At 76.5% G+C, this 12,305-nt stretch carries 9 protein-coding genes; 5 read left to right on the forward strand and 4 right to left on the reverse strand.

The genetic code is table 11. From position 1 onward, the window contains the following. Positions 1-8: 8 nt before the first annotated feature. Entirely contained in the window at positions 9-1,055 is a 1,047-nt protein-coding gene (locus G5V58_RS11515; protein WP_165232557.1) for an ABC transporter substrate-binding protein, read from the reverse strand. Positions 1,056-1,147: 92 nt separating this feature from the next. On the opposite strand from G5V58_RS11515, the gene G5V58_RS11520 reads away from it, so the two are divergent. Then, positions 1,148-1,813: an acyltransferase gene (locus G5V58_RS11520; protein ID WP_230487278.1), complete on the forward strand. Its 666-nt coding sequence runs from the start codon at positions 1,148-1,150 to the stop codon at positions 1,811-1,813. Between the two features lie 20 nt (positions 1,814-1,833). Here G5V58_RS11520 and G5V58_RS11525 read toward each other — a convergent pair whose 3' ends face one another. Next, positions 1,834-2,229, reverse strand: a complete 396-nt coding sequence (locus G5V58_RS11525) for a PaaI family thioesterase (protein ID WP_165232560.1) — start codon at positions 2,227-2,229, stop codon at positions 1,834-1,836. A gap of 92 nt (positions 2,230-2,321) precedes the next feature. Between G5V58_RS11525 and G5V58_RS11530 the strand changes: the two genes are divergently transcribed. After that, entirely contained in the window at positions 2,322-2,753 is a 432-nt protein-coding gene (locus G5V58_RS11530) for an STAS domain-containing protein (protein WP_165232563.1), read from the forward strand. A gap of 12 nt (positions 2,754-2,765) precedes the next feature. On the opposite strand, the gene G5V58_RS11535 is transcribed toward G5V58_RS11530, so the two are convergent. Next, complete coding sequence (locus G5V58_RS11535) at positions 2,766-4,232, reverse strand: amidase (RefSeq protein WP_165232566.1); 1,467 nt, start codon at positions 4,230-4,232, stop codon at positions 2,766-2,768. 121 nt (positions 4,233-4,353) lie between these two features. On the opposite strand from G5V58_RS11535, the gene G5V58_RS26405 reads away from it, so the two are divergent. Continuing rightward, positions 4,354-4,476: a hypothetical protein gene (locus tag G5V58_RS26405; protein WP_268991271.1), complete on the forward strand. Its 123-nt coding sequence runs from the start codon at positions 4,354-4,356 to the stop codon at positions 4,474-4,476. Positions 4,477-4,721: 245 nt separating this feature from the next. Further along, positions 4,722-6,461: an MFS transporter gene (locus G5V58_RS11540; protein ID WP_165232569.1), complete on the forward strand. Its 1,740-nt coding sequence runs from the start codon at positions 4,722-4,724 to the stop codon at positions 6,459-6,461. 1,047 nt (positions 6,462-7,508) lie between these two features. Here the strand turns inward: G5V58_RS11540 and G5V58_RS11545 are convergent. Continuing rightward, entirely contained in the window at positions 7,509-8,924 is a 1,416-nt protein-coding gene (locus tag G5V58_RS11545; protein WP_230487279.1) for an MFS transporter, read from the reverse strand. Between the two features lie 214 nt (positions 8,925-9,138). On the opposite strand from G5V58_RS11545, the gene G5V58_RS25960 reads away from it, so the two are divergent. Next, positions 9,139-12,276 carry an FtsX-like permease family protein gene (locus tag G5V58_RS25960; RefSeq protein ID WP_230487280.1) on the forward strand — a complete coding sequence of 1,046 codons (3,138 nt, stop codon included), beginning with the start codon at positions 9,139-9,141 and terminating at the stop codon, positions 12,274-12,276. Positions 12,277-12,305 lie beyond the last annotated feature (29 nt).

The raw sequence follows: 12,305 nt of genomic DNA on the forward strand, positions 1-12,305 counted from the left end.
TGCAGGGATCAGGCGGGGTACTCGCGGGGCGCCCGGCCCGCCGCGGCGAGCTCGAGGGCCGGGACCAGGTGGTCCAGGACGTAGGCGTGGGCCAGCGGGGTGTCGAAGTAGAGGGCGCCGGCCAGGACCTCGTCGGTGTAGACCGACCGGCCCCCGGTGACGGCGTCGAGGGTGCCGAGGGTCCCGAAGCCCTGGAGCTGCTCGAACTGCTCGGCGCTCTCGGTGGCGAAGACGACGACGTCGGCGTCGATGAGCGAGACGTTCTCGGCCGAGATCTCGGCCTGCGCGCCGACCTGCGGCACGAACGACTCGAAGCCGGTGGTGATGGTGAAGCCCAGGTCGGTGAGGAAGTCGGTGGACAAGCCCGGCGGGTAGACGTAGAGCAGCCCGTCGTAGGGCCCGCCCTGGGCGAAGGTCGCGGTCCGCCCGGCCCACTCCGGGTGGGCGGCCGCGACCTCGGCGTAGCGCGCCTCGAGGTCGGCGACGATCCGGCGCCCGTCGTCCTCGCGACCGAGAGCCCTGGCGATCTGGACGGTCTGCTCGCGCCACGACGAGAAGAACGGCGTCACGCCGGTCCCCGGAGGCACGCTCGGCACGGTGGGCGCGATCTGGGCCATCAGCTCGTACTCCTGGCGGCTCAGGCCCGCGTTGGTGCCGATGATGAGGTCGGGAGCCAGGGCCGCGATCTTCTCGAGCTCGAAGCCGTCGTCGGTGCGCAGCACCTCGGGCTCGGCGCCGTCGAGCAGGTCGTGCGCCCACGGCCAGGTGGCCGACGGCTGGTCGCCGTACCACTCGGTGACGGCCACCGGGACCACACCGAGCTGCAGCACGACGTCCTGCTCGGTGACGCCGACGGTCACCACGCGCTGCGGCTGCTCCGGCACCGTGGTCTCTCCGTACTCGTGCTGCAGGGTCACCGGGAAGGCGTCCCCCTCGGCGGCCGCCCCCCGCTCCGGGGTGGACGGGCGGTCGGGCGCGTCCTGGCCGCAGCCGGCCACGAGCGCGGCTCCGGTCAGCAGGAGCAGGGCCGAGGCGAGACGGCGGCGAGACGACATGGGAGGCCTTCCAGGTGAGGTTAGGCTCACCTTACCTAAAGTGTCGTGCACCGGCACCGCAGGGTCCGTCCCCCGGTCGCTACTCTCGCCGCGTGTCCCTCCCCCGTCGCCTCGCGCAGCGGGCTGTGCACGCCGCGTGGCGGTTCGCCGAACGCGCCGGCGAGGTGGTCCCGGGCAGCCCGCTGGCCGACCGCTTCGGGTCCTTCGGGCCGGGCAGCTGCATCGGCTTCCCGCCCGCCACGCTGCTCAACGTGCACGCGGTGCACCTGGGCCGCGACGTGCTGGTCGGGCGCCAGGCCACGCTCGCCGCGGGGTACGGCGAGGGTGACCACCGGCTCGGCGACCGGGCGCTGGTGCTCGGCGACGGCTGCGTGCTCGGCGCGGGGACGACCATCACCGCCCACGAGCGCATCGAGCTCGGCGCGCACGTCTACGCGGGCCAGGGCGTGTTCATCACCGACGCGAGCCACGGCTACCAGGACCCGGACACGCCGATCGGTCGCCAGTTCGGCCGCCACGAGCCGGTGGTCGTGGGGGCGGGCACCTGGCTCGGGCACGGGGCGGTCGTGCTGCCCGGCGCGCGGATCGGCCGCAACGTCGTGGTCGCCGCGGGCGCGGTGGTCCGGGGCACCGTGCCCGACCACGCGGTGGTGGCCGGCAACCCCGCACGCGTGGTGCGCCGGCTCGAGCCGGGTCTCGGCTGGGTCAGCCAGGGCGGCGACGTGCGCCCGCTGGCCCCGTTCGCCGATCCGGTCTGAGCGCCGGCGTCAGGCCGGGCTCAGCGCGGGTCGAGGTTCTGCAGGCGCACCTGGCCGCGCGCCACGAGCCGACCGTCGGCGTCGTAGGTCTCGACCACCCAGACCTGCTGGCTGCGGCCGCGGTGGACCGGAGTGGCGGCCGAGGACAGGGTGCCGGTGGAGACGCCGCGGTAGAAGTCGGTGCTGTTGTTGACCCCGACGACCGTGCCGCGCTCGCCCAGCCAGGTGGCCCCGGCGATCGAGGCCAGGGTCTCCACGACGGTGCAGTGCGCGCCGCCGTTGACGATGCCGAACGGCTGGTGCAGGTGCTCGCCCGCCTCCCAGGTCGCGGTCACCCGGTCACCGGAGACCTCGTCGAGCCGGATGCCCACGTAGTCACCGAGCGCACCGGTCGAGTTCTGCGGGAGGTCGGCCACCCCGCAATCCAAGCAGCCGCCGCCCACGGAGGTGGAGCGACCCCGCGGCGGTCCGATGGCGCGGAGGGCGCCGGGCTGAGACACTCCTGTCCATGCAGGAGCTCGGGACCTTCACGGCGCACCTCAGCACGCTGGTGCTCAACACCTCCAGCGAGGAGCACGAGGAGGTCGTCCACCTGGCCGGGCACCTCGACCAGCACACCAGCCGCTGGTTCGGCGAGCAGGCGCTGGCCCGGACCGACCGTCAGCCGGTGCGCCTGGTCCTGGACATGGGCGCGCTGCACCTGCTCGACTCCGCCGGCATCCGCTCGCTGGTCCTGCTGCACCGCGCGCTGGTCGAGCGCGACGTCGCCCTGGCCGTGGTCACCGACAGCGCGCACCTGCGCAAGCTGTTCCGGATCAGCGGCCTCGACCAGGTCCTCACCGTCCGCGACTCCCTCGAGGCGCTGCGCCGCGAGGGCGGCGACCCCGGCGACCCCGGCGACCCCGGCGACCCCGGGTCGGAGCCGGCCACCGCCGGCTGAGCCCCACCCCCGTCACAGCGCCGGGCGCCGGTCCCACCACGGCTGGGCCTGCTCGAGCTGCGCCGCCAGCCGGAGCAGGACGGCCTCGGCGCCGAGCCGACCGACCAGCTGCGTGCCGATGGGCAGTCCCTGGGGCGTCCAGTGCAGCGGCACGCTCATCGCGGGCAGGCCGGTGAGGTTGGCCAGCTGGGTGTAGGGCACCCAGCCGAGGTTCTCGCTGATCAGCTGGTCGACGACCGGCGTGAACCGCAGCAGCCCGGCGCCGCGCGCCTTGATCAGCCCGCGCTGCGCCCGCTGCAGGGCGGGCGGCAGGTCGAGCGCCCCGACGCGCGGCGGCGGGGTCGCGGTCGACGGCGTGAGCAGCAGGTCGTAGCGCTGGTGGAAGGCCGCCATCCGGCGTACGGCGAGCTGCCGGCTCTCGACCGCCCGGACGAAGTCCACGGGGCTGGTGGCCCGGCCCAGGGCGGCCATGACCAGGGTGTCGGGCTCGAAGCCGCCGTCCCCCGCCCCGCCGAAGGCCTTGGCCTCCGCGACGGCGTGCGCCACGTAGACGAACCACGAGGTCAGGAAGTCCCGGGCCAGCGCCGCGTCGTCGAACGGCGCCGCGTCGAGCTCCTCGACCTCGTGGCCCAGCGACGTCAGCAGCGCGGCGCTCTCGCGGGCCGCGGCCAGCGCCTCCGGGTGCGGGTCGGGGTTGATCGAGCTGCCGGTCCACACGCCGATGCGCAGGGGGCCCGGGTCCTGGCCCACCTCGCCGGCGTACGGCGAGAGCGGGGGCGCCGCGAGGTAGGGCGACTCCGGTGACGGGCCGACCAGCACGTCGAGCATGGCCGCGGTGTCGCGCACCGAGCGGGACACGACGCCGTGGGTCGCCGTACCCCCGATGGCCTCGCCGGCGACCGGGCCCGACGGGACCAGGCCGCGCGAGGGCTTGAGCCCGAACAGCCCGCAGGCCGACGCGGGGATCCGGATCGAGCCGCCGCCGTCGCTGGCCGCCGCGCACGGCACGATGCCGGCCGCGACCGCCGCGGCCGAGCCGCCCGAGGAGCCCCCGGGTGTGTGGTCGGTGTCCCACGGGTTGCGGGCCGGACCGAACAGGTGCGGCTCGGTGATGCCCTTGGCGCCGAACTCCGGGGTGTTGGTCTTGCCGAAGACGACCAGCCCGGCCGCGAGCCAGCGGTCGACCACGGTGGCGTTCTCGGTCACCGGCGTGGTGGCCAGGGCGCGCGACCCGCCGCTGGTCGGGTAGCCCGCGAGGTCCTGCCCGAGGTCCTTGAGCAGGAAGGGCACGCCCGCGAAGGGCCCGTCGCCCCCGCCCGCCGGGGCGGGCGGGTCGACCTCGACCACGATCGCGTTGATCCGGCCGTTGACCTCGCGCGCCCGTGCCCGTGCCGCGTCGAGCAGCTCGGCCGGCGTCACCTGCCCGTCGCGGACCAGCTCGGCCAGCCCGACCGCGTCGTGGTCCCGGTAGTCGTCCATGTGCGCGGACGCTACTCGTCGGCGGCGGCGCGAAAGATCCGCCCCGCTGGTGGACATGGGCAGACACGGGGCCGGGCACCGGTCCCCCGGTCCACTCCCCGACCCACCCCCGGAGCGCGCGATGAGCACCTTGGTCAGCACCGAGCTCGAGCACCGGTGGGAGCTGCGGCTGGAGGACTTCGAGGACGGCCACGCCGTGCGCACCTTCGAGTGCGTCGACTGCGGAGCCGTGCACTTCGAGTGAGCCTCGCGGCGCCCCCGCCCCGGACCGGGAGCCCACCGGCACGACCGCAACGCGTGCCGGCGGGGCTCCCGCAGCTCGCCACCGCACCCCCCGATGAGCAGCGAGCGTAGGGACACCTTCGGGTGAGACCGGTCTTGATCCAATAGCCCCTAGGGGTGAGTCGCCGGGGCCCGTCCGGGTGGCCCTGCGTGGCCCACCCGACGCCTGCCGGATACTCGACTGCAGGCGAGTCCCACGGAGGGGCCATGGCGAGTGCAGGGCTCGGGGTCGACGGCGACGTGCGCGCCGCCGCCGCGCCGCCGCGCACCCTCGCCGTGGTCCTCGAGGCCAGCGGTCTCGCGCTCGTGCTGCACCTGGCCTGGCTGGCCCTGGTCGCCGGCACCGGCGGCGACCTGGCCGCGCAGGACGCGTGGACCGGCTTCGCGCTCGCGCACCCGACCAGCGCCTACGACTTCGCGTGGTACGGCGGGATGCACCCCGCGTCGTACAGCCTGCTCTCGCCGTACGTCATGGGCGCGCTCGGCGTCCGCACCACGATGGTCGTGGCCGGCACGGTCTCGGCCGGGCTGGTCGCGCTGCTGCTGACGCGCTTCCGCGGCGCGGGCGAGGTCCGCTGGACCGGGCTGTACGCCGCGCTGGCCGTGACCGGCAACGCGCTGTCCGGGCGGGCGACGTTCGGCCTCGGGCTGGTGCTGGGACTCGGAGCGCTGGCCGTGGTCTTCGCCTGGCCCCGTGGCCCGGGCTGGACGACGCCGACCGTGCGGTGGACGCGCGGTGCGGCGGCCGCGACGCTGGCCGGGCTGGCCACCGCGGCGAGCCCGGTGGCCGGTCTCTTCCTCGGGCTGGTGGCGGCCGCGCTGTGGTTCGCGCACCGGCGAGCGGCCTCGCTCGCCCTCGGCGTGGTGCCGGTCGTGGTGGTCGTGGCCACCTCCGCGCTGTTCCCCTTCTTCGGCGTCCAGCCGTTCCCGGGGCACACGGCGCTGGTGCCGTTCGTGCTGGCCGTGGCCTGCTGGTTCGTGCTGCCGCGCTCGTGGCGGCTGGCCCGGATGTCGAGCGCCGTGTACGGCGCCGCCGTGCTCGCGGTCTGGCTGGTCCCGACGCCGATCGGCACCAACATCACCCGGCTGGCGCTGCTCTTCGCCGGGGTCGCGCTGCTGGCCGCCACGCGTGGCGCGTGGTGGACCTCCGCCGTCGGCCGCCGGCTCGGTCGCCGTGCCGCGCGCTCGTCCCTGGCCGTGGCCCTGGTGACCGCGCTGGTCTACCCGGTGGTCATCGTGGCCCAGGACGTGGCCGGCTCCTCCTCCGCCGCGACCCTCGACACCGACGTCGGTGCTCTCGTCGACGAGCTCGACCAGCGCGGCGCCGAGCTCGGCCGCGTCGAGGTCGTGCCGAGCCGCAGCCACCGCGAGGCCAGCGCGCTGGCACCCCACGTCAACCTGGCCCGCGGCTGGAACCGGCAGGCCGACGTGGCCCGCAACGCGCTGTTCTACCGCGACGACGTGCCGTTGAGCGCCGAGCAGTACGAGCACTGGCTGCACCGCTGGGCGGTCCGCTTCGTCGTCCTGCCGGCCTCGACCCTGGACTACGCCGCGCTCGACGAGGGCCGGCTGGTCCGCGCCGGGCTGCCGTTCCTCACCGAGGTGTGGTCGGACGCAACGTGGACGCTCTACCAGGTGGCCGACCCCGCACCGCTCGTGCGCGGCGCCGCCGCCCTGGTGGCCTGGGACGACGACCGGCTCACCGTGCGGGTCGACGCGCCCGGCACCGCGGTGCTCCGGATCGCCTGGTCCCCCTGGCTCAGCATCGTCGACGACGACGGCGACCGGGTGCCCGAGGACGACCTGGGCGGCACCTGCCTGGCCCAGCACCGGCCCGACGACGACCGCGCCGCCTCCTGGGTCGTGCTGCACGCCTCGACGGCCGGCACCTACCGCATCGGCGCGCCGTACTCCGTGCCGCGCGGGACGCCGTGCGAGACCGGCTGAGCCAGCGCGCTCAGCGCTTGCGGGCCGGCCGCACCTTGACCACGACCGTGGCGGGTGTCGGGTCCGGCGTCCCGGCCAGCACGGCCCGCACGGAGAAGCGGTGCTTGTCGCCCTGGCCTTCTTGCCGGCCGTCCTCGGCTTCTCGGGGGCCGGTCGATGGCCGTGTCGGGATTCGGCACGGTGTAGGTGCTGGTCACCAAGGCGGGCACGCCGGGCGCCGCGCTGGTGATGGAGGTGTCGCGAGCCGCGGTGGCGAACCCGCTCGACCCGCCGCCCCCGCCGACCACACTCGAGCCGCCACCCCCGCCACCGCCGAAGTGGCCACCGCGGCCACCACCCCCGGTGTCGCCGGTGGAGAGGTTGCCCGAGCCGGTGCCGCCGACGCCGAGCTGACCGTCGGTGCCACCGGAGCTGCCGCTGCCGCTATCCGGCCCGCGCTGTCCGCCGGCCGTGGTCGTCCCACCCTGACCACCGTTGGGCGTGGATCCGGTGCTGTCCGCAGCCCCGCCGTTCTGGGCGTTGCCGATGCCGTCCAGGCAGGCGGCGCCGCCGGCGCCACTCCTGTTGCGGCAGGAGGAGCCGGCACCTTCGACCTCGGGACGAGGCGGACGTCGGACGCGCCGCCACCGCCCCCGCGGCGAGGCAGCCGGAACTCAGGCTGCTGCCGCCGCTGAAGCCACTGGCCCCGGCGGCCCCGGCGGCCCCGGCGGCCCCGGCGGCGCCGGGGGCGCCGGGCTTGCCGTCGGTGCCCACCTCCGCGCAGAGCGCCCGGCCGGGCTGGACCCGGGACCGTCGCCGCGGCGACCGCCCCGGGGCCACCGGCCGGGCGAGCCCTGGTGCCGGGGGCGGCTCCCGTTCCCCCGGTCGCCCCGGTGGCCACGATCCGGACCGACGTGACGCCGCGGGCGGGGCGCTCATCCCCCAGCCCGTGAGCACCAGCACCATCCCGGCCGCGCCGCCTGCTCCCGCCCTCAGCATGGTCAGCCGGTCAGGGTGCGGGACCGTGCGCGTCCTGTCAGTGGCCGCGGGGCGGCGCGACCGATCGGGTCAGGCGCCGTCGAGCGCGGCCTCGCGCTCGTACGTCGCCTGCGGACCGCGGACCACGTGGGTCCGGGCGCGCACGACCGGCACGAGCGCGGCCACGATGGCGGCGAGGGTGGAGGTGACCACGAGCAGCGCGAAGCCGTGCGTGTAGCCCGCCTCGGCGGGGAAGCCGTCCGGTCGCAGGTCGGAGGTGATGACGCTGGCCACGACGGCGCTGCCGAGCGCGCCGCCGACGGTGCGGATGTTGGCGTTCATGCCGCTGGCCACGCCGGTCTGGGACTGCGGCACGGCGTCGACGACCAGGCTGGACAGCGCGGCGAAGGCCAGGCCGAAGCCGAGCCCGAGCAGGGTCAGCTCGGCGACCACCACCCCCAACGAGTCGTGCCAGAGCACGAAGCCGAGCGTGGGCAGCGCGGTCAGGACCGCGCCGGTGACGAGCAGCGCCTTGCCGCCGAAGCGGCGGGTCAGCGCGCCGGCGGACAGGCCGGCCAGGAAGGTGGCCAGGCTCTGCGGCAGGAGCAGCAGCCCGGACTCGGTCACCGACGCCCCGAAGCCGTAGCCGGTCACGTCGTCGGGGGTCTGCAGGAACTGCGGGGTGAACGCGAACACGGCGTACATCCCGACGCCGAAGAGCAGCGCGACCAGGTTGACCGTCCACACCGTGGGGATGCGCATCATCTGCATGTCCACGAGCGGGCTGTCGCTGCGGGCCTCGGCCCAGATCCACACCGGCAGCAGGACCGCGGTGGCCGCGAACAGGCCGAGCACCCGGGCCGAGGTCCAGCCCCACTGCTCGCCCTGGCTGACGCCCAGCAACAGCGTGATCAGCCACGCCGACAGCAGCAGCGCCGTGCCCACGTTGATCCGGCCGGGCGCGCGCTCGGGCGACTCGGGGACGAAGAAGAAGGCCAGGACGGCGGCGGTGAGCGTCATCAACATCGGCAGCCAGAACAGCCAGTGGTAGCTGAGCGCGTCGACGATCGGCCCGGCCAGCACCAGCCCGAACCCGCCGCCCACCGCGAGCAGCGCCGAGGACGCACCCACCGCGCCGGAGACCTTCTCGCGCGGGAACTCGTCGCGGATGATCCCGAAGGTCAGCGGCAGCACGCCGCCACCGATGCCCTGGATCGCACGGGCCGCGATGAGCACGCCGATGGAGGACGCCACGGCGGCCAGCAGCGACCCGGCCGCGAGGGCGCCGAGCGCCACGACCAGCATCCGCTCCTTGCCGACCTTGTCGCCGACCCGGCCGATGATCGGGGTGAAGACCGACGCGGAGAGCAGGTAGGCCGTCAGCACCCACGTCACCGTGGCCTGGTCGGTGTGCAGCGCGGCCTCGACGGTCGGCAGCACCGGCGTGACCATGGACTGCAGCAGCGAGAACGACGCCACTCCGAGGCACAGGACCACGAACGTCACCCGGTAGTCCGCTCGCCGCACGCTCCCCGCCACGACGGTTGACAGCCGCAACCGTGCCTCGGTTGTTCCCGTTCCGGCGTGTTGTGACCAGGTGCACAGCGCACGGGGGTGCGGCACGGGCGCCGCGGTAGGGTCCGCAGACGCGTGCGCGGCGTGCGCGGGAGCAGGGAGACGCGCTGGTGGGAGCGCCCGCGGTGACGGCACCGACCTCGCCGTGCTGACCCTGGTCCTGCGGCGCGCGCGGGGGCAGAGCCGCCTGGTGGCCAGCGTGGTCGCCCTGGTCGCGGTGGCCGCGACCCTGCTCGGCGTGTGCGCCCTGCTCCTCGGACCGACCCAGGACCGCGCCTTCGCCCGGGAGCTGCGGCCCAGCCCGGCCCAGCACCTGGCCGTCGACGCCTTCCTGGTCACCCTGCGCGGGGACGAGCTCGAGGAGGTCCGCGCCACCGCCGCGGACCAGCTGCGCGAGGTGCTCGGCCGGTTGGACCCGGACGTCACCGTGGTCGAGACCTCGACCATGCGCGGGCTCCCGGGGGCTGCCGAGGGCTACCTCGCCGCCGGGGACGGGATCGCGCCGCGGTCGCGGCTGGTGACCGGGCGGTGGCCCGACCCCGGGGTCGCGGTCACCGAGACGACGGTCCCGGAGGCCGCCGCGCGCCGGCTCGGTCTGGTCGTCGGCTCGCAGGTGCGGCTGGCGGGCGGGAGCGGGCTGGGCGGTGCGTACGAGCCGATCACGGTCGTGGTCGTCGGCACCTTCCGCCCGCGCTCGGCCGTGGGCTGGGAGAGCGACCCGCTCACCGGTGCCGGGGCCGCGGCGGGCGAGGACGACGAGGGTCCGGTGTACGGGCCGTTCGTGGTCGACGACGCCGCCTTCCTGGACAGCGGCTCGCCGGTCGCGCGGCTGCGGGTGACGGCCCAGCCCGACCCGGCTCGGCTGGACCGGGCGTCGGTCCGCGCGGCGGTCGCGGCGTACGACGGGGCCGGGGACCGGCTGGCGGCCGACCTGGCCGACCGGGTGCAGATCGCCCGGCTCACCTCGCGGCTGCCGGCGACGCTCGAGCGCGTCGAGGCCCAGCGGGCCGCGGGGCGCTCGACGGTGCTCGTCGCGGTCCTGCTCGGCGCCGCTCTGTCCCTGGCCGCCCTGCTGCTGGCCGGTCGCCTCGTGGCGGTGGTGCGCGACGAGGAGCGCGTGCTGCTGGTCGCGCTGGGCGCCAGTCGCCGCCAGCAGCTCGGGGCGGCGGCCCTGGAGGCGCTGCTGCTCGCCCTCCTCGCCGCGGCACTGGCGCTGCCGAGCGCCGCGCTGCTCCACGCCGCGCTCGTCCGGACCGGCGGGCCGGCCGCCGCGGGTCTGGCCGAGGGGCCGCTGCTGACCAGGTCGCTGGTGACGACGGTGCTGGGCTGCGCGCTGCTGCCCACGCCGGCGCTGGTGCTGACCGCCCTGGACGGGGGGACCACGGCGGCGGCCACCCGGGGGCGGTGGGCGCGGACCCGCGCCGGGGTGGACGTCGCACTTCCGGTCGTCGCGGCACTCGCGGTCGCGGTCGGGTGGTGGCAGCTGCGGCAGCAGCCCACCACGAGCGCGGCGCGCGGGGACCTCACCCTGGTGCTGGCGCCCGTGGTGTGCGTGGCGGCGGCGGTGCTGCTCGTCGTCCGGGTGGTGCCGGCGCTGCTGCGTGCGGTGGCCCGGCGCCTGCTGCGGTCGGTGTCGCTGCTGCTGCCGCTGTCGGTGCAGCAGGCGGCGCGACGACCGCACCCGGGCACCGCGCTCGTGCTCGTGGCGGCCTCGGTCGCGGCCGCGACCTTCGGGCTCGGTGCCGGGGAGACCTGGTCCCGGTCGCAGGCCGACCAGGCCGACCTGCGGGTGGGCACCGACCTGCGCCTCGACGTACCGACCGTGCCGAGCGGCGACCAGGCCCGGGCTGTCGCGGACGCGGTCGGTCGGGCGACGCTGTCGGGGGCGGTGGACCGAGCGGTCGCCGTCGGGCAGTACGTCGGCACCGCGGACGGCCCACCCACTCTCGTCGCCGTGGACAGCCGGGCGGCCGGGGACCTGCTGCGGGGCCGGATCGAGGACGGCAGCTGGGCGGGCGTCGGGGCGCGGCTGGACCCGGGGCCCGCGCCGGCCGGGGTCGTCCTGGCCGACGGCGTCAGCCTCCAGGGCCGGGTCGACAGCGCGCTGCCGGTCACCGCCACCGTCACCGCCGTGGTCAGCGGGGCGGGCGGTCTGCGCCCCACGCTCACCTCCGCGCCGCTCCCCCTCGACGGCGGGGCGCACCCCGTGACCTGGTCCGAGCCGCCGGGCGCCGGCGTGCGCCTGGTCGCGCTGGGGCTGCACTTCGACGCCCCCCGGGCCCGGCGCGCGGACGAGCTCGCCGCGGCCGCGGTCGAGGTCGGGGTCGCGCTCCCCGGCGCCGAGGCGACCGGGGCCTGGCAGGCGCCGGCGCAGCCCCGCGACCCGGTCCGCGACGTCACCGTCGGCGTCGAGCCGGCCGCGGACGGCGCGCGGCTGGTCGCGGCCGGCACCGTGGAGAGCGCCCGGCTGTCCGACGGCGGCGGGGACCTGGTGCTCACGGCGTACGCCGCGCCGGACGCCGTGCCCGTCGCGCTGTCGCATGACCTGGCCGATGCGGTCGACGCGGGGACCGGCGACACCCTGGTCGGCACCCTCGTCGACGTCGACCTGCCGCTCGAGGTCGTCGCCGTGGTGCCGCAGGTGCCGTCCGCGCCCGGGCGGCCGGCGGTGCTGGCCGACGCCGACGCCGTCTCGCGCACCCTCATCGCCGGGGGCCACCTGGAGCCCGTCGTGGACGGGTGGTGGGTCGGCGAGCCGGGCGCGGGGACCGAGCGCGCGCTGGAGGCGCTGGGGCTCGGCGAGGTCACCAGCCGGCGGGCGGTGACCGACGACCTGCTGCGCGGCCCGTTCGAGGTGCTCGTGCCGACGGTGCTGGCCACGCTCGTGGCGGCCTCGGTCGTGCTGCTCCTCGCAGGGGTCGCGCTGGCCACCGGGGCCGACCAGCGGCGCCGGGCGGGCGAGCTGACCCGGCTGCGGGCCCTCGGTCTGCGCCGGCCCGAGGCCCTGCGCGTGACCCTGGTCGAGCACGCGGCCTTCCTGGGGCCGCTGGTCCTGCTCGGGCTGCTCGTCGGTGCGGGGAGCGCCCTCGTCCTGGGACCCCTGCTGGTCCGCTCCGACCTCGGCTCGGCACCCGTGCCGAGCGCGGTGGCGGACTGGCCGTGGGGCGTGGCCAGCCTCGTCCTGGGCGGCGCACTGGCCGGCGCGGCGCTGGTCTCATGGCTGGTCGCCCGTCGCCAGGTGCGCGCCTCGGACCACGCCGGGCTGCGGACGGGGGACGCGTGATGCGCCTGCGCCTCCCGACCGTACACGGG

The sequence above is a fragment of the Nocardioides anomalus genome, assembly GCF_011046535.1.
Taxonomy (GTDB): domain Bacteria; phylum Actinomycetota; class Actinomycetes; order Propionibacteriales; family Nocardioidaceae; genus Nocardioides; species Nocardioides anomalus.

Coding starts and splice junctions, on each gene's coding strand:
- G5V58_RS11515 (WP_165232557.1), bottom strand. CDS start 1,055: ATGTCGTCTCGCCGCCGTCTCGCCTCGGCCCTGCTCCTGCTGACCGGA.
- G5V58_RS11530 (WP_165232563.1), top strand. CDS start 2,322: ATGCAGGAGCTCGGGACCTTCACGGCGCACCTCAGCACGCTGGTGCTC.
- G5V58_RS11535 (WP_165232566.1), bottom strand. CDS start 4,232: ATGGACGACTACCGGGACCACGACGCGGTCGGGCTGGCCGAGCTGGTC.
- G5V58_RS26405 (WP_268991271.1), top strand. CDS start 4,354: ATGAGCACCTTGGTCAGCACCGAGCTCGAGCACCGGTGGGAGCTGCGG.
- G5V58_RS11540 (WP_165232569.1), top strand. CDS start 4,722: ATGGCGAGTGCAGGGCTCGGGGTCGACGGCGACGTGCGCGCCGCCGCC.